This is a genomic window from Enterobacter sp. N5-15, from assembly GCF_057221635.1.
This window is the reverse complement of sequence record NZ_CM170150.1, coordinates 2,663,871-2,689,429: the sequence shown is the minus strand read 5'-3', so window position 1 is coordinate 2,689,429 and position 25,559 is coordinate 2,663,871. Positions and strand designations below refer to the sequence as shown.

Here is a 25,559-nt window from a genome sequence, read left to right as displayed (position 1 = left end):
CTACTTTGTATGAATATAACCAACCTGACTATTTTACACACAGTAATTTCATGAGCAATAATGTTCGAACGAAAGTAAATTATATCAATGCCCAATTCACGCTTTTGGGCAAGAGGGATGTTTCGGGAAACCGGGTTCGTACTCAAGAACCTGATCCAGCTTGCCAGTTGCTGGACTTAAACTAAAGAAACGTGAAGAAGCATTCCTAACGAAGTTAATGTAATATATCAGGCCACGTTTGTGTGGGTGTCCTAATTGTGATGCCCTTTAATGTAATAAGTACTTATATTACAATGAGATGCTTTTTAGCTGGCTCATTATTTCATAAAGTACACCAGACGCCTGTGAAGGCGACACCTGAGGAAGCTCAATGAGCGAGAAGTTACAGAAAGTGCTGGCGCGTGCCGGCCACGGCTCACGCCGTGAAATCGAAGCCATTATTGAAGCGGGCCGCGTGAGTGTGGACGGTAAAATCGCCACGCTGGGTGACCGCGTTGAAATCGTACCGGGGCTGAAGATCCGCATCGACGGTCATCTTATCTCCGTGAAAGAGTCTGCTGAACAAATCTGCCGCGTGCTGGCTTACTACAAGCCGGAAGGCGAGCTGTGTACCCGCAACGACCCGGAAGGTCGTCCGACGGTGTTTGACCGTCTGCCTAAACTGCGTGGCGCTCGCTGGATTGCCGTCGGTCGTCTGGACGTAAACACCTGCGGTCTGCTGCTGTTTACCACCGATGGTGAACTGGCAAACCGTCTGATGCACCCAAGCCGTGAAGTGGAACGTGAATACGCGGTGCGCGTATTTGGCCAGGTTGATGAGAATAAACTGCGCGATCTGTCGCGTGGCGTTCAGCTGGAAGACGGCCCTGCGGCGTTCAAAACCATCAAGTTTACCGGTGGGGAAGGCATTAACCAGTGGTACAACGTGACCCTGACCGAAGGCCGTAACCGCGAGGTGCGTCGTCTGTGGGAAGCGGTAGGCGTCCAGGTAAGCCGTCTTATCCGTGTCCGTTACGGCGACATTCTGCTGCCGAAAGGACTGCCACGCGGTGGTTATACCGAACTGGATTTGACCCAAACCAACTACCTGCGCGAGCTGGTCGGCCTGACGCCGGAAACCACCTCAAAAGTGGCGGTGGAAAAAGATCGTCGTCGCATGAAGGCGAATCAGATCCGTCGCGCGGTGAAGCGCCACAGCCAGGTGAGCAGCAGCCGCCGCTCCGGCAGCCGTAATAACAACGGTTAATATAAAAGCCCGGTCAACGCACCGGGCTTTTTTCGTTTAGTAATCAACGCCAATTTGCGCTTTGATGCCCGCATCAAACGCGTGTTTGACCGGGCGCAGCTCGCTGACGGTATCGGCCATCTCCAGAATATCCCGATGACACCCGCGCCCCGTGACGATAACCGTCTGGTGTACAGGACGGTTCTTCAGAGCATCCAGCACGGCTTCCAGCGGCAGGTAGTCGTAGGCGACCATATAGGTGATCTCATCCAGCAGAACCATATTCAGCGAGGGATCGGCCAGCATTCTCTTTGCATGCTCCCAGACGGCGAGACAGGCGGCGGTGTCCGTTTCCCGGTTCTGGGTATTCCACGTAAACCCGGTCGCCATGACCTGAAACTCGACGCCGTGAGGCTCGAGCAAATTCCGCTCGCCGTTAGGCCATGTGCCTTTAATAAACTGGATCACGCCCACTTTTTGCCCGTGACCGACGGCGCGTGTCGCCGTGCCGAATGCGGCGGTGGTTTTCCCCTTGCCGTTGCCGGTAAAGACGATGACGATCCCACGCTCGTCCTGTGCCGCCGCGACGCGCGCATCGACCTGTTCTTTCAGACGCTGCTGGCGCTGCTGATGACGTTCTTCACTCATTGCGAAATTCCTGGTTTACGGCCCGGCTGGGCGTCAAAGGTCATCCCTGTTTTGCGGCGGCTGTCGTCGCCCATCAGCCAGAGATAGAGCGGCATAATGTCTGCCGGGGTTTTCAGCTTCTGCGGATCTTCGCTCGGGAACGCGCTGGCGCGCATTTTGGTGCGCGTACCGCCCGGGTTAATGCAGTTTACCCGCAGATGGCGGCTCTGATACTCCTCCGCCAGCACCTGCATCATGCCTTCGGTTGCGAATTTTGATACGGCATAGGCTCCCCAGTTTGCGCGTCCCTCACGGCCAACGCTGGAAGAGGTAAAGACCAGGGACCCTGCTTCGGATTTCAGTAATAAAGGAAGCAATGCCTGTGTGAGGAAAAACGTACCGTTGACGTTGACCTGCATCACCTGCTGCCAGATATCAGGATCCTGTTCATCCATCGGACGCACTTCGCCTAACAAGCCGGCGTTATGCAGCACGCCGTCGAGTCTCGGATAGTGGGCGCTGATGCGCTGGGCTAACTCCTGGCACACCGCGGGCGTGCAGGTCAGCAAATCCAGTGTATACCACGGGGCCGGCGTGCCGCATACGGCCTCAATCTCCTGAGCGACGTTTTTCAGCTTTTCTTCGTTGCGCCCGATCAGAATGACGTTCGCGCCGTATTCGGCGTATGTCAGGGCCGCCTCGCGGCCAATCCCGTCGCTGGCACCGGTGACAAGAATAATCCGGTTTTGCAGCAGATTTTTTTGCGGTTGATAATGCACGGTGACTCCTCAGGCGACCGGTAACGCAATGGCGCCTTTATGATGACTTTTCGGCTTTATGCCCGAATTAGCCTAATAATTCAATCAGTCTACAGGACGCATTACTGTAAAATTAACAATTTGCAAATATTTAAACTCCAGACCGGGGATTCCTGAAGGCGGCTCGCAGAGGTAATGTCACGAGCGAGACGCATGGGCAGGGCTGTTGTACACTGCCGTGAAAGATTCGTGGTTAAATCAAGGTGGAACGCGTGGAATTACTTTCTCAATATGGGTTGTTTTTGGCCAAAATCGCGACGGTGGTGATTGCCATTGCGGTGGTTGCCGTTCTGATTGTCAACCTGACGCAGCGCAAGCGTCAGCGAGGGGAGTTACGCATCACCCGCCTGAGCGAGCAGTATAAAGAGATGCAGGAAGAGATGTCTCTGGCGCTGCTTGATAGTCATCAACAGAAACTCTGGCTGAAAGCGCAGAAGAAAAAGCATAAACAGGAAGCCAAGGCGGCAAAGGCAAAAGCAAAGCTCAATGCGCCGCAGGATAAGGCTGCTCCGCGTGTCTATGTGCTCGATTTTAAAGGCAGTATGGATGCGCATGAGGTTTCCTCTCTGCGGGAGGAAGTGACTGCCGTTCTGGCCGTGGCGACGCCGCAGGATCAGGTTGTCGTGCGTCTTGAAAGCCCGGGCGGGGTGGTTCACGGTTACGGGCTGGCCGCCTCACAGCTGCAGCGCCTGCGTGAAAAACAGATCCCGCTGACCGTGGCGGTGGATAAAGTGGCGGCCAGCGGTGGCTACATGATGGCCTGCGTGGCGGACAAAATTGTTGCCGCGCCGTTCTCCATTATTGGCTCGATCGGCGTGGTCGCGCAAATTCCGAACTTTAACCGCTTCCTGAAAAATAAAGAGATTGATATCGAACTTCACACGGCGGGTCAGTACAAACGTACCCTGACGCTGCTGGGAGAAAACACGGAAGAAGGGCGTCAGAAATTCCGTGAAGACCTCAACGAAACGCATCACCTCTTTAAAGATTTCGTGCACCGTATGCGTCCGACGCTCGATATTGAACAGGTCGCGACGGGGGAGCACTGGTACGGCGTCCAGGCGCAGGAGAAAGGGCTGGTGGATGACGTCGGAACCAGCGACGATCTGCTGCTCAACCTGATGGAAGGCCGGGAACTGGTGGGCGTGCGCTTTACCCAGCGTAAGCGACTCCTTGACCGCTTTACCAACAGCGCGGCAGAAAGCGCGGACCGCCTGCTGCTGCGCTGGCTACAGCGCGGACAGAAACCGCTGCTGTAAACAAAAACGCGAGGCATATGCCTCGCGTTTTGCATTAATCGACCAGGTGATATTTCTCGGAGAGCGTATGCGCCAGGTATTTGAACATGTTAAACACGGCGGTGCTTTTCGGGGTCGGCAACCCCTGTTCGTCAAGGAAGTATTCACCGCTGAAAATCAGCACGCCATTACGCTGCTCGACGCCGGTGGCTTCAATGCCCGCCAGCGTATCTTCATGGTCACGGATAAGCTTGTTTGCTTCGATAAGCAGAGAGGCTCGGTCAATAGGTTGGGTCGTATTCTGCATAATCCACTCCTTAAACAGTGACAATAGTCTACGCCGAGGGCGCTTTGGGGGCAAATTTTCCCTGTAATGTGAGGGGATAAGGTGCAGGGTCCCGGCTGGCGGGATTTGCTTTTGCATGCTAATAAAGTTGCGTAACGAATTTTATCAGGTAGAGTGTGCGCTTTCGTCATTCTGGCAACAGAATTGCTTGACATTCAACCGGGAATTCGTCACGAATTACACGAGATGTGAGAAAAATACCCGAAAACTCAATCACCTGGGCGTCTTTTCTTTAACGCCCGGTAAGACAAAGGGGTTGATATCCCCTGACGCAGTCGCAATATCATTGGCTCGTCGTCAGCGGAAGGGAAATCAACGTGCGGCGTATTCCTGGAAGAATTAAATTAGGTAAAGGTGAATATGGGTAAAGCTCTCGTCATCGTTGAGTCCCCGGCAAAAGCCAAAACGATCAATAAGTATCTGGGTAATGACTACGTGGTTAAGTCCAGCGTGGGTCATATCCGCGATTTGCCGACCAGTGGCTCAGCCAGCAAAAAGAGCGCAGACTCTACCTCCACCAAAGGGGCTAAAAAGCCTAAAAAGGATGAACGTAGCGCGCTTGTCAACCGCATGGGTGTGAACCCATGGCACAACTGGGATGCACAATATGAAGTGCTGCCCGGGAAAGAAAAAGTCGTTAACGAGCTGAAGCAGCTTGCTGAAAAAGCAGACCACATCTATCTCGCAACCGACCTTGACCGCGAAGGGGAAGCCATTGCGTGGCACCTGCGGGAAGTAATTGGTGGTGATGACAAACGCTACAGCCGTGTAGTGTTTAACGAAATTACGAAGAATGCGATTCGTCAGGCGTTTGAGAAGCCGGGCGAGCTGAATATTGACCGTGTAAACGCACAGCAGGCACGTCGCTTTATGGACCGCGTTGTGGGCTACATGGTTTCTCCACTGCTGTGGAAGAAGATTGCCCGTGGCCTGTCCGCAGGTCGTGTGCAGTCCGTCGCCGTGCGTCTGGTCGTTGAGCGTGAGCGCGAAATTAAAGCTTTCGTGCCGGAAGAGTTCTGGGAAGTTGACGCAAATGTGACCACGCCGGGCGGTGACGCTCTGCCGCTGCAGGTAAGCCATCACAACGATAAGCCTTTCCGTCCAGAAAACCGCGACCAGACCATGGCCGCCGTAGCGCTGCTGGAAAAAGCACGCTATCAGGTGCTGGAACGTGAAGACAAACCGACCAGCAGCAAGCCGGGTGCGCCGTTTATTACCTCTACGCTGCAACAGGCTGCAAGCACGCGTCTGGGTTATGGCGTGAAGAAAACCATGATGATGGCGCAGCGCCTGTATGAAGCGGGTTACATCACCTACATGCGTACTGACTCCACCAACCTGAGCCAGGACGCTGTTAATATGGTTCGCGGCTATATCAGCGACAATTTCGGCAAAAAATACCTGCCGGAAAGTGCGAATCAGTACGCCAGCAAAGAGAATTCCCAGGAAGCGCACGAAGCGATTCGTCCTTCCGACGTCTCCGTCCTCGCGGAATCGTTAAAAGATATGGAAGCGGATGCGCAGAAGCTGTATCAGCTGATCTGGCGCCAGTTTGTCGCTTGTCAGATGACGCCTGCGAAGTACGACTCCACAACGCTGACCGTCGGCGCGGGTGATTTCCGCCTGAAGGCGCGCGGTCGTATTCTGCGCTTCGACGGCTGGACGAAAGTGATGCCTGCGCTGCGTAAAGGTGATGAAGACCGGACGCTGCCAGCGGTGAACAAAGGTGACGAGTTGTCGCTTGTCGATCTGGTTCCGGCACAGCACTTCACCAAGCCGCCTGCGCGCTTCAGTGAAGCGTCCCTGGTGAAAGAGCTGGAAAAACGCGGCATTGGTCGTCCGTCGACCTACGCGTCCATCATCTCGACAATTCAGGACCGTGGCTACGTACGCGTTGAAAACCGTCGTTTCTATGCGGAAAAAATGGGTGAGATCGTCACCGACCGTCTGGAAGCTAACTTCCGCGAGTTGATGAACTACGATTTCACCGCGCAAATGGAAGACAGCCTCGACCAGGTTGCCAGCCATCAGGCGGAATGGAAAAAGGTACTCGACAGCTTCTTCAGCGACTTTACCGACCAGCTTGAAAAAGCGGAGAAGGATCCTGAAGAGGGCGGCATGCTGCCTAACCAGATGGTTCTGACCAGCATCGACTGCCCAACCTGCGGCCGCAAGATGGGGATCCGCACCGCAACCACGGGCGTGTTCCTTGGCTGCTCCGGCTACGCGCTGTCACCAAAAGAGCGCTGCAAAACCACCATCAACCTGGTGCCTGAGAACGAAGTTCTCAACGTGCTGGAAGGTGACGATGCGGAAACTAACGCTCTGCGTGCCAAACGCCGCTGCAAAAAATGCGGCACGGCTATGGACAGCTACCTGATCGATCCAAAACGTAAGCTGCACGTCTGCGGTAATAACCCAACGTGTGACGGGTATGAGATCGAAGAGGGTGAGTTCCGCATTAAAGGCTATGACGGCCCGATTGTGGAGTGCGAGAAGTGTGGCTCTGAAATGCACCTGAGAATGGGGCGTTTCGGTAAGTACATGGCCTGTACCAACGACGAGTGTAAAAACACGCGCAAAATTCTGCGTAACGGTGAAGTGGCTCCGCCGAAGGAAGATCCGGTTCCGCTGCCAGAACTGCCGTGCGAGAAATCCGACGCGTACTTCGTGCTGCGTGACGGCGCTGCGGGTGTCTTCCTCGCCGCCAACACCTTCCCGAAATCGCGTGAAACGCGCGCGCCGCTGGTGGAAGAGTTGCATCGCTTCCGCGATCGTCTGCCTGAGAAACTGCGTTATCTGGCCGATGCGCCACAGCAGGATCCGGAAGGCAACAAAACCGTGGTGCGGTTTAGCCGTAAAACCAAGCAGCAGTATGTTGCGGCCGAGAAAGAGGGTAAAGCGACCGGATGGTCAGCTTTCTTTGTCGATGGCAAATGGGTTGAAGGCAAGAAATAATCTTCCCTTACCGTAACTTACCTGTAAAAGGGCCGGATTTCCGGCCCTTTTTTATTGCCTTGTTATTATTTTTTGTTCCGTACTATACAGTCAGGCTATAAATGATATAGTGGTTATAGTTAACCTGTTTCTTATTATTAAATCGTCTTAATCGATTGACCGCATGCGCTAAATCGGATGGTCTGGCATGAAATTACAGCAGCTTCGTTATATCGTTGAGGTGGTGAATCATAACCTTAACGTCTCTTCAACTGCCGAGGGGTTATATACCTCGCAACCGGGCATCAGCAAACAAGTTCGTATGCTGGAGGATGAGTTAGGTATCCAGATATTTGCCCGCAGCGGTAAGCATCTCACTCAGGTGACGCCTGCGGGGCAGGAAATCATCCGCATTGCGCGGGAAGTCCTCTCCAAAGTCGATGCGATTAAGTCAGTGGCAGGGGAACACACCTGGCCGGATAAAGGTTCGCTGTATATTGCCACGACGCATACCCAGGCGCGCTATGCGCTTCCCGGTGTTATCAAAGGCTTTATCGAGCGTTATCCCCGCGTCTCTTTGCATATGCACCAGGGCTCGCCAACGCAAATTGCTGAAGCCGTTTCCAAGGGTAATGCAGACTTTGCCATCGCCACCGAAGCGCTTCACCTGTATGACGATCTGGTCATGCTTCCATGCTATCACTGGAACCGTTCTATCGTGGTGACTCCGGATCACCCCCTGGCGGGTAAAGGGTCGGTCTCTATCGAAGAGCTGGCGCAATATCCGTTGGTGACGTATACGTTTGGCTTTACCGGACGGTCCGAGCTTGATACGGCCTTTAACCGGGCAGGGCTAACGCCGCGCATTGTCTTTACCGCGACGGATGCCGACGTGATTAAGACCTATGTGCGGCTTGGTCTGGGGGTGGGCGTCATTGCCAGCATGGCGGTGGATCCGGTGTCGGACCCTGACCTGGTGCGTCTTGATGCGCACGATGTTTTCAGTCATAGCACCACCAAGATTGGATTCCGTCGCAGCACCTTCCTGCGCAGCTATATGTATGATTTTATTCAGCGCTTTGCCCCTCATTTAACGCGTGATGTGGTTGATACCGCCGTTGCATTACGCTCAAATGAAGATATTGAAGAGATGTTTAAAGACATCAAACTCCCCGAAAAATAATCACACCCGGTATCTTTCCCTTACGGAAAGATACCGAAATAACGCCTCAAAGCTAAATTAGAATTATCATCATCTACGCACTCCCTGTCATATAATGTCATTATCCATTTAACCTGTAAGGTTATAATGTCGTGAATTGGCGACAAAAGTAGAAACTAATTTACGCCTTCGCAAATTTTTCTTTTCAATTATTTATTTCTGGTCAAAAGATTGAATATTTCATACCTCCCGGTGCGTAAATTCACTGGCTTTTCGGCTAAAGTTTCTTTAGGATTTATCTCAACAGATGATTAATTGTACCAATTGTTTGGTCCTAAATGATAAGCGATATCGATTGTATGAGGTTAGCAATGCCTTCAGGAAGTGAAGAACCGCAAAGGGATCCTGCGCTCAAGCGTAAAGCCTGGCTGGCGGTCTTTCTCGTCTCTACCCTGTTTTGGGTGGTGGTTGCTCTCCTGGCCTGGAAATATTGGGGTTAAATATGGCAGTGACGGTACGTACAGAAACGGTAAAACAGATGTGTCAACATCGTGACAACGGCCACAGAGGGCGTAAAGCACCTGCGACTGTTGTACCCGCGTCCTGGAAACTGACGCCGCAGCAGCAAGCGTTTATTGATGTGTTCGCAGAAGACGAACCCAAAAAACAATAATTTAGTTAATTGCGTAATGATGCAAATAGTCTGAATATCGACTCTGCACTTTTGTACTCTTTAATAAATACACATCAGCAATATAGCACTGAGGACTTACCTCGGAACTTTTTATAAATAATGCCTGGTGTCCCTATGATGAATAACATGACGTCTCACAAATACTGGTCATGGATCGGCGTTTTTACCGTGTCGATTCTGTTCTGGAGTCAGCTCATCTGGTTGGCCCTCCACTAAATTGTAAAACCTCGCTGCGGCGGGGTTTTTTGTTTTCCCATTCTGGACCAATCCTAAATTTATCAATTTGGGTTGTTATCAAAACGTTACGACATCTTTGTGTTATCTTTAATTACGGCCCTGATGATTGTCGGGGCATCTCTGTGATTAAGGAGGAGCTTATGTCGTTAACCCTACGCGAAGCCAGTAAGGACACATTACAGGCAGAAAACAAAACCTGGCATTACTACAGCCTGCCGCTGGCTGCCAGAACGCTTGGGGACATTTCGCGTTTACCCAAGTCATTGAAAGTTTTACTGGAAAATCTATTGCGCTGGCAGGACGGTGACTCCGTCACCCTCGATGATATCCAGGCGCTGGCAGGGTGGCTTGAAAAAGCCCATGCCGACAGAGAAATCGCCTATCGCCCGGCAAGGGTGCTGATGCAGGACTTTACCGGCGTCCCTGCCGTCGTTGATTTAGCCGCGATGCGCGAGGCCGTTAAGCGTCTCGGCGGAGATACGGCAAAAGTGAATCCGCTTTCCCCCGTTGACCTCGTCATTGACCACTCCGTAACCGTTGACCGCTTTGGTGATGACGACGCCTTTGGCGAGAACGTGCGTCTGGAGATGGAGCGCAACCACGAGCGCTACGTGTTCCTGAAGTGGGGGCAGCAGGCGTTCAGCCGGTTTAGCGTAGTCCCGCCGGGTACCGGTATTTGCCACCAGGTTAACCTTGAATATCTGGGTAAAGCCGTCTGGAGTGAATTACAGGATAAAGAGTGGGTCGCCTATCCGGACACTCTAGTGGGCACGGACTCCCATACCACCATGATCAACGGCCTGGGCGTGCTCGGCTGGGGCGTCGGGGGTATCGAAGCGGAAGCGGCCATGCTCGGCCAGCCGGTGTCCATGCTTGTCCCTGACGTGGTGGGCTTCAAGCTCACCGGCAGGCTGTCTGAAGGCATTACCGCCACCGATCTGGTGCTCACCGTCACCCAGATGCTGCGTAAGCATGGTGTGGTAGGCAAGTTTGTCGAATTCTACGGAGACGGACTGGATTCGCTACCGCTGGCCGACCGCGCCACCATTGCCAATATGGCGCCGGAGTATGGCGCAACCTGCGGCTTTTTCCCCATCGATGAAGTCACGCTGGAATACATGCGCCTTAGCGGGCGCAGCGAAGAGCAGGTCGCGCTGGTGGAGGCCTATACCAAAGCGCAGGGCATGTGGCGAAACCCGGGCGATGAACCGGTCTTCACCAGCACGCTTGAACTCGATATGGGGAGCGTCGAGGCGAGCCTCGCCGGGCCGAAACGTCCGCAGGATAGGGTTTCGCTGAGTGACGTGCCAAAAGCCTTTGCCGCCAGCAATGCGCTGGAAGTGAACGTGGCGCAGAAAGACCATCGTCCGGTCGATTATGTTCTGAACGGACATCAGTATCAGCTCCCGGATGGCGCGGTGGTTATTGCCGCTATTACCTCCTGCACCAACACCTCGAACCCCAGCGTATTAATGGCGGCCGGTCTGTTGGCGAAAAAGGCGGTAGAGCTTGGGCTAAAACCTCAGCCCTGGGTCAAAGCCTCGCTGGCGCCGGGTTCCAAAGTGGTGTCGGATTACCTGGCGCAGGCCAAACTGACGCCGTACCTTGACGAACTGGGCTTTAACCTCGTGGGCTACGGCTGTACAACCTGTATTGGTAACTCCGGCCCGCTGCCTGAACCTATTGAAACGGCGATCAAGCAGGGCGACCTGACGGTAGGCGCGGTCCTGTCCGGCAACCGTAACTTTGAAGGGCGTATTCACCCGCTGGTGAAAACCAACTGGCTGGCCTCGCCGCCGCTGGTGGTCGCTTATGCCCTGGCAGGGAACATGAATATCAACCTGGTGACCGACCCGATTGGCCACGATCGCAAGAATGACCCTGTCTACCTGAAAGATATCTGGCCATCTTCGCGTGAAATCGCGCTGGCCGTTGAAAAGGTCTCAACCGATATGTTCCGCAAAGAGTATGCGGAGGTCTTTGAAGGCACGCCGGAATGGAAAACCATTAACGTTATTGGCTCAGATACCTATGACTGGCAGGATGACTCGACCTATATTCGTCTGTCGCCGTTCTTTGATGAGATGCTGGCCGAGCCGGCACCGCTTAAGGATATTCACGGCGCGCGCATACTGGCGATGCTGGGGGATTCTGTTACAACTGACCACATCTCTCCGGCGGGGAGTATCAAAGCCGATAGCCCGGCGGGTCGTTATCTGCAAAGCCGGGGCGTCGAACGTCGTGATTTTAACTCCTACGGATCGCGTCGCGGCAATCATGAAGTCATGATGCGCGGGACCTTTGCCAACATCCGCATTCGTAACGAAATGGTGCCGGGCGTAGAAGGGGGCATGACGCGCCATCTGCCGGGAACGGAAGTCGTTTCGATTTATGATGCGGCGGTCAAATATCAACAGGCAGGTACGCCGCTGGCGGTGATCGCCGGGAAAGAGTATGGTTCCGGCTCCAGCCGCGACTGGGCTGCGAAAGGTCCGCGTCTGCTTGGCGTTCGCGTGGTTATCGCCGAATCGTTCGAACGTATTCACCGCTCGAATCTGATCGGTATGGGGATCCTGCCGCTTGAGTTCCCGCAGGGCGTGACGCGTAAAACGCTGGGGCTGACCGGGGAAGAGCAGATTGAGATTAGCGGTCTGCAAAACCTGCAGCCGGGTAAAACGGTGCCGGTGAAGTTAACGCGGGCAGACGGGAAAACCGAGGTGCTGGACTGCCGGTGTCGTATTGATACGGCAACCGAGCTGACCTATTACCAGAACGACGGCATTTTACACTATGTGATTCGTAAGATGCTGGACTGATGAAACAAGCCCGGCACGCGTGCCGGGCTTTTAGCATCACTCTTTCAGCAGATGGCCCATCTTGGCGGCTTTGGTATCCAGGTAGTGGGCATTTTTCGGGTTACGGCCGACAATCAGCGGTACGCGCTCGACGATGTTGATCCCCGCTTCGGTCAGGATCTCCACTTTTTTCGGGTTATTGGTCAGCAGACGAACTTCGTCCACGCCCAGCAGCTTGAACATATCGGCGCACAGGGTGAAGTCGCGTTCGTCAGCGGCAAAGCCGAGCTGATGGTTTGCTTCAACCGTATCGTAGCCCTGGTCCTGAAGCGCGTAGGCGCGGATTTTATTCAGCAGACCAATATTACGGCCTTCCTGACGGTGATAAAGCAGCGCACCGCGTCCTTCTTCTGCAATATGAGACAGGGCGGCTTCCAGCTGGAAACCACAATCACAGCGCAGGCTGAACAGCGCGTCGCCGGTAAGACACTCTGAATGGACGCGGGAGAGCACCGGCGTCTGCCCTGAAATGTCGCCATACACCAGCGCGACATGATCTTGTCCGGTTGCCAGTTCTTCAAAACCCACCATCAGGAAATCGCCCCATGGGGTTGGCAGTTTGGCTTCTGCCACACGTTTAAGCTGCATGTGATTCTCCAGAGTAGGCTGACACGTTTCGTGCCTTTGCCCTGTTTTGCTTTCTGTATCAGTTCATTTTGCCACAAGCTCAGCAGGTTCGCCTAATCGGCACCATGCTATATGAACGTTAAACGCACGATCCGACATCTCCACCCGGAGGATTAATTTCAGTTATGATTGTGACGCTTAGCGAAAAAGGAGAAGACATGCTTTCAATCGCCAGACGTACGGCAGCAGGTGCGGCCATTTTACTGATTATGCCCCTGGCCGTATGGCTTTCAGGCTGGATGTGGCAGCCCGGGCAGAATGCTACGTGGCTTAAAACATTGTACTGGGTTACGGAAACGGTCACCCAGCCCTGGGGCATTATTACCCACGTCATCCTCTGCGGCTGGTTTCTGTGGTGCCTGCGCTTTCGACTGCGTGCGGCGCTGATGCTCTTTGCTATCCTCGGTGGGGCAATCGTTATTGGCCAGGGCGTGAAATCCTGGGTTAAAGATCGCGTTCAGGAGCCGCGTCCTTTTGTCGTCTGGCTGGAAAAAGCACACCATGTTCCGGTGGATGAGTTCTACACTTTAAAGCGTAAAGATCGCGGCGCGCTGGTGAAAGAACAGCTTGCGGAACAGGAAGATATACCAAAATTCCTGCGTAAACACTGGCAGAAAGAGACCGGGTTTGCGTTTCCTTCCGGTCATACCATGTTTGCGGCCAGCTGGGCGCTGCTGGGGGGCGGGCTGCTTTGGCCGAGGCGTCGCACGATCACCATCGCGGTGTTACTGGTTTGGGCGACAGGGGTAATGGGTAGCCGCTTGCTGCTGGGGATGCACTGGCCGCGGGATCTGGTGGTCGCCACGCTGATCTCATGGCTGCTGGTGACGCTGGCCACCTGGCTTGCTGAACGATTCTGCGGCCCGCTAACGCCACCGCCGGAAGAGAAAGAAGAAATAGCCGAAAGGGACCAAACGGACGCCTGACGGTTGATATTCCGTATTTTGCCCATAGATCCATGACCTGCGCGTCACTTTTTCCGTTTCGCGCTCGTCGCTAAAATGGTAGTTTATAAGGCTGATTGCGGTGAGTTGAACACACTTTATTCGCTTGAACCACATAACGGGAAGTAATGTGAAATATTTACTCATTTTCTTACTGGTATTGGCGATTTTTGTCATTTCAGTCACGTTGGGTGCACAAAACGATCAGCAGGTGACGTTTAACTATCTGCTGGCTCAGGGTGAGTATCGCGTCTCCAGCCTGCTGGCGGTCTTATTTGCTGCCGGCTTTGCCATTGGCTGGCTGGTTTGCGGTCTGTTCTGGTTGAAAGTCCGTGTTTCTCTTGCGCGCGCTGAACGTAAAATTAAGCGACTCGAAAATAACATTGCCCCTGCGTCTGACATCCCGGAAAGCTCTGGTGTGCCGGTCGTGAAGGAATAATCGACTATGCTGGAGTTGTTGTTTCTGCTTTTGCCTGTAGCCGCAGCCTATGGCTGGTATATGGGCCGCAGAAGTGCGCAACAAACAAAACAGGATGAGGCCAACCGTCTCTCCCGCGACTACGTTGCGGGGGTGAACTTCCTTCTGAGCAATCAGCAGGACAAAGCGGTAGACCTGTTCCTCGATATGCTGAAAGAGGATACGGGGACGGTTGAAGCGCATCTCACCCTGGGTAACCTGTTCCGCTCGCGCGGCGAGGTCGATCGCGCCATTCGTATTCACCAGACCCTGATGGAAAGCGCCTCGCTGACCTACGATCAACGTCTCCTTGCGGTGCAACAGCTGGGGCGGGATTACATGGCCGCAGGGTTGTACGATCGCGCAGAAGATATGTTCGCGCAGCTGGTGGACGAAACAGATTTCCGCATCGGCGCGCTGCAGCAGCTCCTGCAGATTTATCAGGCCACCAGCGACTGGCAGAAAGCCATTGATACCGCCGAACGTCTGGTGAAGCTGGGTAAAGATAAGCAGCGCGTTGAGATAGCCCATTTCTACTGTGAGCTTGCGCTTCAGCAGATGGGCAACGACGACATGGATAAAGCCATGGCGCTGCTGAAGAAAGGCGCCGCCGCGGACCGCAACAGCGCGCGAATCTCCATCATGATGGGGCGCGTCTTTATGGCGAGTGGCGACTACGCCAAAGCCGTTGAAAGCCTGCTGCGGGTAATCGACCAGGACAAAGAGCTGGTCAGTGAAACGCTGGAAATGCTGCAAACCTGCTATCAACAGCTCGACAAGCAGGAAGAGTGGGTAGCATTCCTGCGTCGTTGCGTGGAAGAAAATACCGGTGCCACCGCTGAGCTGATGCTCTCAGACGTTGTTGAGCAGTATGAGGGAAGCGACACCGCGCAGGTTTATATTACGCGTCAGCTGCAGCGTCATCCGACCATGCGGGTGTTCCATAAGCTGATGGACTACCACCTGAACGATGCTGAAGAAGGGCGCGCCAAAGAGAGCCTGATGGTGCTGCGCGACATGGTTGGCGAGCAGGTGCGCAGCAAGCCGCGCTATCGCTGCCAGAAGTGTGGTTTTACCGCGTATACGCTCTACTGGCACTGTCCTTCCTGCCGCGCCTGGTCCACCATCAAGCCAATTCGTGGCCTGGACGGGCAGTAATTTTTTAAAACACTTCATTTTAGTTACAACATACTGATAGCTTTTACCACATGCCGTACATCGTGCAGTTTGCTGGCCTGGCAGGCGCGTAAATGGATCCTGTCAATTTGCGGCGTCGGCAGGTAGAATGCTGGCCGTTTATCTGTTCCGCGCCGCTGCGCGCCCATAGACGAAAAGGGCTGGTCATGACGTCTGTTACATCCTCCACTTCCCGCGTAATTACGGATTCTCCTGTTGTTGTTGCGCTTGATTACAATAAGCGTGACGCCGCACTGGCGTTTGTCGACGGCATTGACCCTCGCGACTGCCGTCTGAAAGTTGGCAAAGAGATGTTCACGCTGTTTGGACCGCAAATCGTTCGCGATCTGCAGCAGCGCGGCTTTGACGTTTTCCTCGATCTCAAATTCCACGATATCCCGAATACCACGGCGCACGCCGTTGCCGCAGCCGCAGAGCTGGGCGTATGGATGGTCAACGTCCATGCATCGGGTGGGGCCAGAATGATGACGGCCGCCCGTGAGGCGCTCCTGCCGTTCGGTAAAGATGCGCCGCTGCTGATTGCGGTCACCGTGCTGACCAGTATGGACGAAAACGATTTACGCGACCTGGGCGTGACGTTGTCACCCGCCGAGCATGCCGAACGTCTCGCGCGTCTGACGCAGCATTGCGGCCTGGATGGCGTTGTTTGCTCCGCGCAGGAAGCGGTACGCTTTAAGTCAGAGCTAGGGAAAGATTTTAAACTGGTCACGCCGGGGATCCGCCCTGCAGGCAGCGACGTGGGCGATCAGCGCCGCATTATGACGCCTGAGCAGGCGCTGGCTGCTGGCGTTGACTACATGGTCATCGGGCGTCCGGTGACGCAGTCTGCGAATCCGGCTGAGACGCTTAAGGCTATCAACGCATCGCTGAAAAAGGGGGCGTAATGACCGATTCCAACAGCCGTCTGGTCTATTCAACCGATAGCGGGCGTATAGACGAACCGAAAGCGAAAGTGGAACGTCCTAAGGGAGACGGCATCGTTCGGATCCAGCGCCAGACCAGCGGGCGAAAAGGAAAAGGGGTTTGCCTTATCTCCGGCATTGACCTGGATGATGCTGAACTGACAAAGCTGGCGGCCGAGTTGAAAAAGAAATGTGGCTGCGGCGGTGCCGTGAAAGACGGCATTATTGAAATCCAGGGTGATAAGCGCGATTTAATAAAATCTCTGCTGGAAGCCAAAGGGATGAAAGTCAAACTGGCAGGCGGCTAAAATAAATGAGCCACGGCAAATGCCGTGGCTCGTGTTATATACGTGCGTATGTCAGACCTGAAATGCGTTCAAATATCGCAATACCGGGGAAGGCTTAGATAATAATTATTTGCCAACCTGGTGACCGATAATACCACCGACAGCAGCGCCACCTAATGTACCCAGCGTACTACCATCCGTTAATACTGCACCACCGAGAGCACCGGCACCGGCACCAATAGCGGTGTTACGGTCACGTTTAGACCAGTTAGAGCACGCGCTCAGGGACATTGCTACAGTGATTGCCAGAACAGCGGCGGCTAATTTTTTGCTGGTTAAGGTCATAATACTTTCTCCTGAATTATCGATTCACGGAAAGATGTACACGTTAAGTATAGACGAATCGAATACTTAATTCTGTTCTCCGTGAAAGCTGGTCGCGCAGGCGTTACGTAATCACGCAGGTGATAGTCACTTCCTGTTATATCGCTAACATTAATTTTACGACTTTAATGCAGGTTAAACAGGTAAAAACTCTTAAAGAAGTACCAGGAATCATCTCAGAGAAAGAAGGGCGTGTGCGCCCGAAATTCGGGCGCGGAGGGGACTCAGGCGGTCGTTTTAATAATATTGACGATCAGTCCGTCATCTTCCAGCTTATTACGGTGCGCGTCGCTCAATCTTTCGTCGGTAATCACGCGGCTAAAGCGTGAAACGGGGCCCATCGTATAAGGGTGAACGGCGCCAAATTTAGAACTGTCGGTGAGCACAATGGCTTCACACTCTTTTTCCAGCACGGCATTCACGACGTCAGAGCGCATCATATCCCGGCCGGTAAAACCCGTCTCCGGCTGCCAGCCGTCAATTCCGATGAAGGCCTTGCTGAAATGAACCTGCTGGACATACTGACGGGTCAGCGGGCCTACCATGCTTTCACTTTTTTTCTGGTAAATACCGCCGAGCAGAATCACCTCGCAGCGCGTCTCTTTGAGCAAATGCGCGATATAGCTGCTGACGGTGATGATAGTAACGTCCTTTTGATCGGCAAGCGTGCGCGCCAGAAGGGCATTACTGCTGCCGTTTTCAATAAAGACGGTCTCGCCGTTGTTCACCAGGGACGCGGCAAACTCCGCCAGTTCACGTTTGAGCGCGTAGTTATTCATCATGCGCGTCTCAACGTCATCGCTGTCCAGCGGGACAGCATATCCGTGCGCGCGACGCAGGTAGCTCTGTTTTTCCAGCAGATTAAGATCCTGACGGATTGTGACTTCAGACACGCCGGTGGTTTTAGCGAGATCGACTACGCTTACGCGTCCCTGATCGATGACCATCTGCAAAATGAGTTGTTGTCGGGAATTCATAGCATCCATTTAATAAAGCGAAACGAGGTCGGAAACGGTGGGATTAAACTTCCCACGGCGCTTTTGGCTGTCTGTTTTCAGGCGCATTGTCAGCACCATTCTGAGCAAGAAGTTCAGACTTCAGGATCTCGAGATTACGGATAGCAGAGTGATAATCGCCCGCCACCAGGATATCCAGCACGGTATCAATTCGTTGTGCTACAGCTTGTGCGTCAATAGTCGACATAATCTCACCCCAGGCGCGAAAAGTTAATATTTTCAATGATGCAGAAATTAGGATCAAAAGAGAAGGGAAAAAATGCAATAACTAAATTACATAAACGTAAGTGATAAATTTATTCCCCCTCATGCAGCGGGCTTATTGAGTGGATTAGTCTAAAACTGCGCGCAAGGCGCTTTTTTATAAGAGGAATTAGACTATGACAGTTATCAATCAGCCTACCTGCACACTGTTTACCGATACTGAACGGTTCACGCAGCTGTCAGGGTATTACGAGGCGGAGCGACACACGGTCTGGATGATGCTGCGGGCTCAGCCACGCCCTTGCTTTAACCATGCGTTAATTGAGGAGATCATGAACTTTTCATGGCTGGTACGCCAGTCTGGTTTTGCGGTTGATTTTTGGGTAACCGGTTCGCTGGTTCCTGAAATGTACAATGTGGGCGGTGATTTACAGTTCTTCGTTGAGTGCATTCAGAACGGACGTCGGGAAGCGTTACGGGCGTACGCTCGCGCCTGCGTTGATTGCGTCCATGCGGCCTCACGGGGGTTTGATACGGGGGCCATCTCTCTGGCGATGGTCGAAGGCAGTGCGTTAGGAGGCGGGTTTGAGGCCGCTCTGGCGCACCATTTCGTCCTGGCTCAGCGCGATGCCCGTCTGGGTTTCCCGGAGATTGCCTTCAACCTGTTTCCGGGTATGGGGGGATATTCCCTGGTTGCACGCCGTTCAGGCATGAAACTGGCGGAGGAACTCATCTACAAAGGGGAATCCCATACGGCTGAATGGTACGAACAGCACGGGCTGGTGGATGTCCTGTTTGAGCCCGGACAAAGCTATGTCTCCACCCGAACCTTCATCGATACGCTGCGGCCAAAACTGAATGGCGTAAGGGCGATGCTGCGCGCCCGTACGCGCGTTCTGCAATTGCCCCGCAGTGAACTGATGGACATCACGGAAGACTGGGTAGATGCCGCTTTCTGCCTGGAGCCGAAAGATATCGCCTACATGGAGCGTCTGGTCACGCTGCAAAACCGCCATCATGCGGCGGGCTTGCGTAAAGCCAGTTAACGTTGATTTCGCGCTTGATATCGTTTTAGCCATCGCTCGAATGCGGCAGCGGGCATCGGCTTAGCAAATAGAAAACCCTGCCGTTCGTTGACGCCGTTCTTGGTGAGAAAGGCGTCTTCTTTTGCACTTTCCACACCTTCGGCAATCACCTGCAGATTTAACGCCTGCGCCACCGCGACGATAGCGCGCACCAGAGACTGGGAGATGGACTGCTTATGAATATCCCTGACAAAAGATTGATCGAGTTTAATGGCGTCGATGGGAAAGCGGGCCAGTTGAGAAAGGGAAGAGTAGCCGGTGCCAAAATCATCCAGATGAATTTGCGCCCCGAGTCGGCTGAACTGCTGGATCACGGACAGCGCCAGCTCTTCGTTCTCAATAAGGCAGCTTTCGGTTAATTCGACGTCGACAGGGCAGTATTCAAAATTCAGATCCTTCAGCGCCTGCTTTAAGTCACTGAAGATGGTCTGGTCGGCCAGCTGGCGCGCAGAGACGTTCACCGCCACGCGCAGGTTTATTCCCTTATCGCGCCATTTCGCCACCTGGCGAACCACGTCGAGCATCACCCAGCGGCCCAGGGGCACAATCAACCCCGACTCCTCGGCATAAGAGATAAACTCCAGCGGCGGAATCAAACCGCGCTCTGGCGATTGCCAGCGGACCAGCGCTTCGAGGCTTCTGACTTCCCCGCGCCAGGTTATTTTCGGCTGATAGTGGATCAGAAGCTGATCGTTATCCAGGGCCTTACGCAGGTTGGTATCCAGCCAGAGATACTCAAATACGCGCTGGTTCATCTCGGGGGAGAAGACGCAGAACTTGCCCCGACCGTTCTCTTTGGCGGTGTACATGGCGGTATCGGCGTTACGAATGACGTTTTCCCGGTCGTTCCCATGCTGCGGGGCGAGGGCGATACCCAGGGAGCAGCCGGTATAAATCTCAATCAGCCCGATTCGGAACGGCTGTCGTAGACGGGTTAAAATGCGCGATGCCATCGCCTCCAGAGAGCCCTGCGAGGTATTGGTGGCCATGACGATAAACTCATCACCGCCAAGTCGCGCCAGCACCTGCTCCTCGTCCAGACAGCTTAAAATGGCGAGGGCGACGGCCTGTAACAGCTGATCGCCAAACATATGACCGTAAGCGTCGTTGACCTTTTTAAAATTATCCAGATCGAGATACACCACGCCCACCTGCGTGTCGCCGCGGTTATCGATGGCGTCAGAAATCAGGTCGTGGATCGCATTGCGGTTTGGCAGGCCGGTGATGGTATCGGTATTGGCCAGCACGCGCAGCCGCTCCTGAGCGCGGCGCTCCTCGGTAATATCGGTCCCGGAACAGATAAGGAAAATTTCATTTTTACCGCTGCCGCTGTGCACGAATTTGTTTCTGAACAGAAACAGTCGCTGCCCTTTACGCGTTTTGATCCAGCGTTCGACTTCGTAGGAGCTGCCGTTGCGAAAAAAACCGGTGATATTGCGCTTTGAAGCGGCCGCTTCGCTGCGGCTCATAAACAGTTTAAACACGTTCTGGCCAATGACTTCCTGCTCTTTCAGGCCGGTGTACTCTTCGCTAAGCCGGTTAAAACGCTGGATATTGCCGTGCCGATCGAGAATAACAATGACGGAGTTGGCCTCTGAGACAACCTGTTCCGCGAATGAGAGTCCCTGAGCCAGATCGCGCGCCACGGAGGGCGTATCGTTCCAGGCGGAAGCGGTTCCGGCCCACTCGTTACGGGTAATTTTACGGCCCACAAGATGAACCGGAACCTCTTCCCCGTACAGGGAGAGCGACATTGAAATGCTTGAGGTAATAACGGTTAAATGACGGATGAGATCGGCCTGTTCATCGTCCAGCGCCACGACCTGAGTGACATCGGCATTTTCGCTGGTGGAAAGGTGCAGAGCGTTGCTGTCGGCTGACAAGCGCCACCACGGGCTGTGAGTTCCCATGTAGCGAAACAGCAAATTCTGCTCCAGATCGTCCATCATGTTTTCTCCCGCAGCTTTCATTAGCGCACAAATTATTCATTTGCTGTCGACTTTTCCGTTGAGAAACAGCGGCAAAACCGAAGTGAACTTATTGTTTTTCCCTGTTTTCTTATAATAAAACGAGACAGGTTAAAAAGGATACTGAGCGTATAAAAATTCACGTAACCGAATATAACAACACTCTTTTACTGTAGATAATTATGGCGGGTTTGGGCGAAGGGATGCTGAAAATAGTAAGGAAAAATAATGATTTTGTGGCGGGGATAAAAAGAAAAATTGTCGGCCCTTCCGGAAAGGAAAGGGCCGACAATTGAACCGGTTATCAGGCGACAGGACGCGCGATAATACTGCGGGTTTCCATGCGAACTTCGGCGATAGTGACGTCAATCACGTCGGTGACTTTGTAAACTGTTTCACCTTTAATTTGCACGGTACCGTTTTCCTGGCTACAGACCATTTCGTCACGAACCGCGTGCAGGAACGGCGCAGGAATAAACGCGACAGCACCGTTATCGACCAGGCGGACGCGCATGCCCCCGCGGCTGATATCAATGATCTCTGCGGCGAAACGGGTATCCGTACCGGCTTTATCCTGCAGGAAGCGTGCGTACAGCCAGTCTCCAACGTCACGTTCTGCCATGCGGTTCAGACGGCGGCGATCGGCCATCTGCAGCGTGGTGTCCTCCTGCGGACGGGCAATGGTTTCACCTTTGATAATCGCTTTCAGCAGACGGTGGTTAACCATATCGCCATACTTACGGATTGGCGATGTCCAGGTGGCGTAAGCTTCGAGACCAAGACCAAAGTGCGGGCCCGGCTCGGTACTGATTTCCGCGAATGACTGGAAGCGGCGAATGCGGCTGTCCAGGAAGCCCGACGGCTGCGCGTCCAGTTCGCGGCGAAGCTTGCAGAAGCCCGGCAGCGTCAGCACTTCTTCCGGATCGACGTGCACATCGTGATTCTTCAGCAGGGCCGCCAGCGCTTCGGTATTCGCCGGATCAAACCCGGTGTGAACGTTGTAAATGCCAAAGCCCAGCTTGTCGCGGAGCACGCGTGCGGCACAGATGTTGGCGGAAATCATCGCCTCTTCAACGATGCGGTTCGCAATGCGTCGCGGTTCGGCCACGATGTCCAGCACTTCGCCTTTCTCGCCCAGCACAAAGCGATAGTCCGGGCGGTCTTTGAACACCAGCGCGTGGGTTTTACGCCACTCGCCGCGGTTCAGGCAGATGCGATGCAGCAGACGGATTTGCGCGGCAATGGCGTCGGATTCAGGTTTCCAGCTACCGGTATTTTCAAGCCAGTCGGAGACGTTATCGTAGGCCAGCTTGGCTTTCGATTCGATAGTGGCGGCAAAGAACTCGATATCGTCTTCAATCGCGCCATCTGCGGCGATGATCATGCGGCAGGCAAGCACCGGACGCACTTCATTTGGACGCAGCGAGCAGAGGTCGTCTGACAATTCGCGCGGCAGCATCGGAATGTTGAAGCCCGGCAGGTAGTTGGTGAAGGCACGGATTTTCGCCGCGTCATCCAGCTTGCTGCCTTCGGCAATCCAGGCGGTTGGATCGGCAATGGCCACGGTCAGATGCAGTTTGCCATCGGCGCTCTCTTCAGCGTACAGCGCGTCATCCATATCTTCTGTGCTGGCGCTGTCGATGGTGACAAACTCCAGCGCGGTGAGATCGCGGCGCGTCAGACCTTCGTCCTGCATCTCAGTCGCTACGCCGTTCGGCGCTTCTTTTTCAAGATTATGGCGTGCCAGCGTGACCCACCATGGTACGAAATGGTCGGCGCCAAAGGTGATGAACTGGGTCAACTCAGCATAAAAACCGCGATCGCCTTTCAGAGGATGACGGCGCATTTCTGCTACGGCCCAGTCACCCTCTTTAAAATCATGCTCAACGCCACGGGCGGCGCGGCAGGGAATGGCATCTTTCAGCAGGGGATGATCCGGCACGATAGAAAGACGATCGTTTTTTCCCTGCACCTTACCCACAAAACGGGTCAGGAACGGCTCGATCAGTTCTTCCGGCTCGGCAGACTCTCGGTCCTTCTCGGTATGAATGACGGCCATGACGCGATCGCCATGCATCACTTTCTTCATCTGCGGTGGCGGAATGAAGTAGCTTTTCTGCGCGTCAACCTCAAGGAAGCCAAAGCCCTTTTCCGTGGCTTTTACGACCCCTTCTGCACGCGGCGTCTGGGAATGCAGTTGCTGTTTAAGCTGCGCTAGCAGCGGGTTGTCCTGAAACATAATGTTCTATTTTCGTAGCCATTGAGCGGCTGACAGTTTTACGCGATTCTCACTGTCTCAGCAAGCGGTCTTTGGGTAATTAGTATGGTTATTCCTCTTTACCAAACGCGACTTTCAGACGATTGAGCCAGCCGTCAAACGCACTCTGGGTAAGCAGCGTGATGGCATGTTCGCCGGAGAGTCCTTGATCCGTGAGAGGGGTAAACTGCGCGGCGCTGAAGCGGTCCGGAGAGCGTGTCAGCAGTTCAACAGCAGCCGAAAGTGCGGGGGACGTCAGCGGGATCTCTTCGCGGGTGTTTACCAGGATCTCTCCGGTCAGGTCGAGCAGCGACGGCTCGTGGCAAAGGACCGGCGTCAGCGCCTCCAGCGCGGGTTCTGCCTGCCAGCGAGACAGCGACTCAAGCTGATGCGCACTCGCATAGCGCAGCTCGACGACGGGCAAAAGCGGCACCCACGCGGCGTGGCGCGTAGGCAGCGTGTGCGGCTGAATATGATGGCCTGGCAGCCAGCGAACAGGCTGTCCCAACAGCGCCTGAAAAATCGCGACGACGCGCGCCTGAAATCCGATAAACCCGATAATCTGGTTTATCACCACGATGTCATACGTTGACAGGCCCACCTCATCAAGCTGGTTCTGCGCTTTATCATCAATGACATCAGGGGAGCTGGCGAGCTGGCGAGCATACTGCGTAATTTGCGCCAGACGTCGGTTACTTTCGCGGGAGGAGTCCGGGCCTGGAAGCGGGGCGAGGAGGGCGGCGTAATGGTTACAGAGCCGCTGAACGCCACAGGCCTGTGCGACCGTTAACGCGGTACTGAGTCGATCGTAGGCGCTGAGCGTATGCAGGCGGTTCACGGGAATCGAGAGCGGAAACAGCTGGTGGCATAAGTCTCTGGCAGGGGTAAACCAGCCAGAACAGGCGGCGACAATCTCATCAGGCAAGGCTAAATCGAGCAAAAAACGATCGTCGACGTTAGCGGCTTCGGGCACCAGAGGCAGAACATCCGTCTGCGCGTGGTTCGACTGGGTTTCGTGATACCAGTGGCCTTTGCCGGAAAAACGGCGTTGTTCCATGTGCGTTCCTTGATCTCAAAATGGCGATCAATATCCTGGCGTAAGGCAGATAAAGGGAAAAATATTGTTAGGTGATAACAAATAGCAGAACGGAATAACGAAGGGGTGGCGCGGGGGGAAAACTCTCTTCCCGGGCGGGAAGAGAGCCACAGCTTATTTAATTTCCAGCTCGTTCATTGCAGCGATGTTGAAGCCGCCGTCAACGTGAACCACTTCGCCGGAGATACCAGCGGAAAGGTCAGAGCACAGGAATGCTGCAGAGTTACCCACATCTTCAATGGTAACGGTACGACGAATCGGGGTAACCGCTTCGCAGTGTGCCAGCATTTTACGGAAATCTTTAATACCGGAAGCGGCCAGGGTGCGGATAGGACCTGCAGAGATGGCGTTAACGCGCACGCCTTCAGGACCCATTGCGTTCGCCATGTAGCGTACGTTTGCTTCCAGAGACGCTTTAGCCAGACCCATAACGTTGTAGTTAGGGATAGCACGTTCAGCGCCCAGGTAGGACAGGGTCAGCAGGGCTGCGCCCGGGTTCAGCATCGCGCGGCAGGATTTCGCCATCGCCACGAAGCTGTAGGAGCTGATGTCGTGAGCGATTTTGAAGCCATCACGGGTAACCGCGTTCACGTAGTCGCCGTCCAGCTGGTCGCCAGGAGCGAAGCCAATGGAGTGAACGAAACCGTCGAATTTCGGCCATGCTTTTGCCAGTTCAGCAAACATGCCGTCGATGCTTTCGTCTTGTGCAACGTCACATTCCAGAACAATGCTGGAACCCAGCTGCGCGGCAAACTCTTCAACACGGCCTTTCAGCTTGTCGTTCTGGTAGGTGAACGCCAGCTCAGCGCCTTCGCGATGCATTGCCTGTGCGATGCCGTATGCGATGGACAGTTTGCTGGCAACGCCAGTTACCAGAATGCGCTTACCGGAAAGAAAACCCATAGCTTTAATCCTTATATTCATTGCTTATTTTGCCTTGTAATTCATAGCGTTACAGGCAGTATTTCAAAATCATTCGAAATTAGCTCGAAATTAT

Annotated in this window: 24 protein-coding genes; 13 read left to right on the top strand and 11 right to left on the bottom strand. The window is 54.0% G+C overall.

Annotated elements, in window-relative coordinates:
• Positions 1–370 precede the first annotated feature (370 nt).
• Complete coding sequence (gene rluB, locus AC2TE5_RS12785; protein WP_023312076.1) at positions 371–1,246, top strand: 23S rRNA pseudouridine(2605) synthase RluB; 876 nt, start codon at positions 371–373, stop codon at positions 1,244–1,246.
• 36 nt (positions 1,247–1,282) lie between these two features.
• Here rluB and cobO read toward each other — a convergent pair whose 3' ends face one another.
• Positions 1,283–1,873, bottom strand: a complete 591-nt coding sequence (gene cobO, locus AC2TE5_RS12780; RefSeq protein WP_024907116.1) for a cob(I)yrinic acid a,c-diamide adenosyltransferase — start codon at positions 1,871–1,873, stop codon at positions 1,283–1,285.
• A complete protein-coding gene (locus AC2TE5_RS12775) occupies positions 1,870–2,631 on the bottom strand; it encodes a YciK family oxidoreductase (protein ID WP_213327743.1) in 762 nt (253 codons plus the stop codon). Before AC2TE5_RS12775 ends, cobO begins: the two co-directional genes overlap by 4 nt.
• A gap of 251 nt (positions 2,632–2,882) precedes the next feature.
• Between AC2TE5_RS12775 and sohB the strand changes: the two genes are divergently transcribed.
• Entirely contained in the window at positions 2,883–3,929 is a 1,047-nt protein-coding gene (gene sohB, locus AC2TE5_RS12770) for a protease SohB (protein WP_484611760.1), read from the top strand.
• A gap of 34 nt (positions 3,930–3,963) precedes the next feature.
• Here sohB and AC2TE5_RS12765 read toward each other — a convergent pair whose 3' ends face one another.
• On the bottom strand, positions 3,964–4,215 hold the full coding sequence (locus tag AC2TE5_RS12765; protein WP_023312072.1) for a YciN family protein: 252 nt from the start codon (positions 4,213–4,215) through the stop codon (positions 3,964–3,966).
• 399 nt (positions 4,216–4,614) lie between these two features.
• Between AC2TE5_RS12765 and topA the strand changes: the two genes are divergently transcribed.
• From topA to acnA, 5 genes are all read left to right on the top strand, one after another.
• A complete protein-coding gene (gene topA, locus AC2TE5_RS12760) occupies positions 4,615–7,212 on the top strand; it encodes a type I DNA topoisomerase (protein ID WP_484611759.1) in 2,598 nt (865 codons plus the stop codon).
• A 187-nt stretch (positions 7,213–7,399) separates the two neighbouring features.
• Positions 7,400–8,374, top strand: coding sequence for an HTH-type transcriptional regulator CysB (gene cysB, locus AC2TE5_RS12755; RefSeq protein ID WP_024907120.1), 975 nt, complete (start codon positions 7,400–7,402; stop codon positions 8,372–8,374).
• 338 nt (positions 8,375–8,712) lie between these two features.
• The gene (locus AC2TE5_RS12750) at positions 8,713–8,853 is read left to right on the top strand and encodes a YmiA family putative membrane protein (RefSeq protein WP_213327741.1); all 141 of its coding nucleotides are present in this window, start codon (positions 8,713–8,715) and stop codon (positions 8,851–8,853) included.
• Positions 8,854–9,164: 311 nt separating this feature from the next.
• A complete protein-coding gene (gene ymiC / locus AC2TE5_RS12745) occupies positions 9,165–9,263 on the top strand; it encodes a small membrane protein YmiC (RefSeq protein WP_032623144.1) in 99 nt (32 codons plus the stop codon).
• Between the two features lie 161 nt (positions 9,264–9,424).
• Positions 9,425–12,100, top strand: a complete 2,676-nt coding sequence (gene acnA / locus AC2TE5_RS12740) for an aconitate hydratase AcnA (protein ID WP_484611758.1) — start codon at positions 9,425–9,427, stop codon at positions 12,098–12,100.
• Positions 12,101–12,136: 36 nt separating this feature from the next.
• Here acnA and ribA read toward each other — a convergent pair whose 3' ends face one another.
• The gene (gene ribA / locus AC2TE5_RS12735) at positions 12,137–12,727 is read right to left on the bottom strand and encodes a GTP cyclohydrolase II (protein WP_213327739.1); all 591 of its coding nucleotides are present in this window, start codon (positions 12,725–12,727) and stop codon (positions 12,137–12,139) included.
• Positions 12,728–12,924: 197 nt separating this feature from the next.
• On the opposite strand from ribA, the gene pgpB reads away from it, so the two are divergent.
• From pgpB to yciH, 5 genes are all read left to right on the top strand, one after another.
• A complete protein-coding gene (pgpB, locus tag AC2TE5_RS12730; protein WP_484611757.1) occupies positions 12,925–13,692 on the top strand; it encodes a phosphatidylglycerophosphatase B in 768 nt (255 codons plus the stop codon).
• Between the two features lie 148 nt (positions 13,693–13,840).
• The gene (locus tag AC2TE5_RS12725; RefSeq protein WP_023312067.1) at positions 13,841–14,149 is read left to right on the top strand and encodes a LapA family protein; all 309 of its coding nucleotides are present in this window, start codon (positions 13,841–13,843) and stop codon (positions 14,147–14,149) included.
• 6 nt (positions 14,150–14,155) lie between these two features.
• The gene (lapB, locus tag AC2TE5_RS12720; RefSeq protein WP_023312066.1) at positions 14,156–15,325 is read left to right on the top strand and encodes a lipopolysaccharide assembly protein LapB; all 1,170 of its coding nucleotides are present in this window, start codon (positions 14,156–14,158) and stop codon (positions 15,323–15,325) included.
• A gap of 185 nt (positions 15,326–15,510) precedes the next feature.
• Positions 15,511–16,248 (top strand): orotidine-5'-phosphate decarboxylase, encoded by a 738-nt coding sequence (pyrF, locus tag AC2TE5_RS12715; RefSeq protein WP_484611756.1) that lies wholly within the window; start codon positions 15,511–15,513, stop codon positions 16,246–16,248.
• Positions 16,248–16,574 carry a stress response translation initiation inhibitor YciH gene (gene yciH, locus AC2TE5_RS12710; protein WP_063145056.1) on the top strand — a complete coding sequence of 109 codons (327 nt, stop codon included), beginning with the start codon at positions 16,248–16,250 and terminating at the stop codon, positions 16,572–16,574. The genes pyrF and yciH overlap by 1 nt, the downstream gene beginning before the upstream one ends.
• Positions 16,575–16,679: 105 nt before the next feature.
• On the opposite strand, the gene osmB is transcribed toward yciH, so the two are convergent.
• The 3 genes from osmB to AC2TE5_RS12695 all read right to left on the bottom strand — a co-directional run bounded on the left by osmB (position 16,680) and on the right by AC2TE5_RS12695 (position 18,140).
• A complete protein-coding gene (gene osmB / locus AC2TE5_RS12705; RefSeq protein ID WP_008501216.1) occupies positions 16,680–16,898 on the bottom strand; it encodes an osmotically-inducible lipoprotein OsmB in 219 nt (72 codons plus the stop codon).
• 263 nt (positions 16,899–17,161) lie between these two features.
• Positions 17,162–17,914, bottom strand: coding sequence for a DNA-binding transcriptional regulator YciT (gene yciT, locus AC2TE5_RS12700; RefSeq protein ID WP_023312063.1), 753 nt, complete (start codon positions 17,912–17,914; stop codon positions 17,162–17,164).
• Positions 17,915–17,957: 43 nt separating this feature from the next.
• Positions 17,958–18,140 carry a YciZ family protein gene (locus AC2TE5_RS12695; protein WP_024907126.1) on the bottom strand — a complete coding sequence of 61 codons (183 nt, stop codon included), beginning with the start codon at positions 18,138–18,140 and terminating at the stop codon, positions 17,958–17,960.
• 193 nt (positions 18,141–18,333) lie between these two features.
• Here AC2TE5_RS12695 and AC2TE5_RS12690 point away from each other — a divergent pair, with 193 nt between their 5' ends.
• On the top strand, positions 18,334–19,203 hold the full coding sequence (locus tag AC2TE5_RS12690; RefSeq protein ID WP_023335940.1) for a crotonase/enoyl-CoA hydratase family protein: 870 nt from the start codon (positions 18,334–18,336) through the stop codon (positions 19,201–19,203).
• Here AC2TE5_RS12690 and pdeR read toward each other — a convergent pair.
• The 4 genes from pdeR to fabI all read right to left on the bottom strand — a co-directional run bounded on the left by pdeR (position 19,200) and on the right by fabI (position 25,465).
• Positions 19,200–21,191, bottom strand: a complete 1,992-nt coding sequence (gene pdeR / locus AC2TE5_RS12685) for a cyclic di-GMP phosphodiesterase (RefSeq protein ID WP_484611755.1) — start codon at positions 21,189–21,191, stop codon at positions 19,200–19,202. The genes AC2TE5_RS12690 and pdeR overlap by 4 nt on opposite strands.
• Before the next feature lie 322 nt (positions 21,192–21,513).
• Entirely contained in the window at positions 21,514–23,448 is a 1,935-nt protein-coding gene (locus AC2TE5_RS12680) for an exoribonuclease II (protein WP_484611754.1), read from the bottom strand.
• A gap of 88 nt (positions 23,449–23,536) precedes the next feature.
• The gene (locus tag AC2TE5_RS12675; protein ID WP_484611753.1) at positions 23,537–24,523 is read right to left on the bottom strand and encodes a CMD domain-containing protein; all 987 of its coding nucleotides are present in this window, start codon (positions 24,521–24,523) and stop codon (positions 23,537–23,539) included.
• A gap of 153 nt (positions 24,524–24,676) precedes the next feature.
• Complete coding sequence (fabI, locus tag AC2TE5_RS12670; protein WP_003856831.1) at positions 24,677–25,465, bottom strand: enoyl-ACP reductase FabI; 789 nt, start codon at positions 25,463–25,465, stop codon at positions 24,677–24,679.
• Positions 25,466–25,559 lie beyond the last annotated feature (94 nt).

Excerpts from the sequence above, each read along its gene's own strand:
- ymiC (WP_032623144.1), top strand. The coding sequence starts at position 9,165 with ATGAATAACATGACGTCTCACAAATACTGGTCATGGATCGGCGTTTTT.
- acnA (WP_484611758.1), top strand. The coding sequence starts at position 9,425 with ATGTCGTTAACCCTACGCGAAGCCAGTAAGGACACATTACAGGCAGAA.
- AC2TE5_RS12695 (WP_024907126.1), bottom strand. The coding sequence starts at position 18,140 with ATGTCGACTATTGACGCACAAGCTGTAGCACAACGAATTGATACCGTG.
- ribA (WP_213327739.1), bottom strand. The coding sequence starts at position 12,727 with ATGCAGCTTAAACGTGTGGCAGAAGCCAAACTGCCAACCCCATGGGGC.
- osmB (WP_008501216.1), bottom strand. The coding sequence starts at position 16,898 with ATGACCTTAACCAGCAAAAAATTAGCCGCCGCTGTTCTGGCAATCACT.
- AC2TE5_RS12675 (WP_484611753.1), bottom strand. The coding sequence starts at position 24,523 with ATGGAACAACGCCGTTTTTCCGGCAAAGGCCACTGGTATCACGAAACC.
- AC2TE5_RS12765 (WP_023312072.1), bottom strand. The coding sequence starts at position 4,215 with ATGCAGAATACGACCCAACCTATTGACCGAGCCTCTCTGCTTATCGAA.
- lapB (WP_023312066.1), top strand. The coding sequence starts at position 14,156 with ATGCTGGAGTTGTTGTTTCTGCTTTTGCCTGTAGCCGCAGCCTATGGC.
- yciH (WP_063145056.1), top strand. The coding sequence starts at position 16,248 with ATGACCGATTCCAACAGCCGTCTGGTCTATTCAACCGATAGCGGGCGT.
- pdeR (WP_484611755.1), bottom strand. The coding sequence starts at position 21,191 with ATGATGGACGATCTGGAGCAGAATTTGCTGTTTCGCTACATGGGAACT.
- AC2TE5_RS12680 (WP_484611754.1), bottom strand. The coding sequence starts at position 23,448 with ATGTTTCAGGACAACCCGCTGCTAGCGCAGCTTAAACAGCAACTGCAT.
- AC2TE5_RS12750 (WP_213327741.1), top strand. The coding sequence starts at position 8,713 with ATGAGGTTAGCAATGCCTTCAGGAAGTGAAGAACCGCAAAGGGATCCT.
- pgpB (WP_484611757.1), top strand. The coding sequence starts at position 12,925 with ATGCTTTCAATCGCCAGACGTACGGCAGCAGGTGCGGCCATTTTACTG.
- yciT (WP_023312063.1), bottom strand. The coding sequence starts at position 17,914 with ATGAATTCCCGACAACAACTCATTTTGCAGATGGTCATCGATCAGGGA.
- AC2TE5_RS12690 (WP_023335940.1), top strand. The coding sequence starts at position 18,334 with ATGACAGTTATCAATCAGCCTACCTGCACACTGTTTACCGATACTGAA.
- cysB (WP_024907120.1), top strand. The coding sequence starts at position 7,400 with ATGAAATTACAGCAGCTTCGTTATATCGTTGAGGTGGTGAATCATAAC.
- cobO (WP_024907116.1), bottom strand. The coding sequence starts at position 1,873 with ATGAGTGAAGAACGTCATCAGCAGCGCCAGCAGCGTCTGAAAGAACAG.
- rluB (WP_023312076.1), top strand. The coding sequence starts at position 371 with ATGAGCGAGAAGTTACAGAAAGTGCTGGCGCGTGCCGGCCACGGCTCA.
- pyrF (WP_484611756.1), top strand. The coding sequence starts at position 15,511 with ATGACGTCTGTTACATCCTCCACTTCCCGCGTAATTACGGATTCTCCT.
- fabI (WP_003856831.1), bottom strand. The coding sequence starts at position 25,465 with ATGGGTTTTCTTTCCGGTAAGCGCATTCTGGTAACTGGCGTTGCCAGC.
- topA (WP_484611759.1), top strand. The coding sequence starts at position 4,615 with ATGGGTAAAGCTCTCGTCATCGTTGAGTCCCCGGCAAAAGCCAAAACG.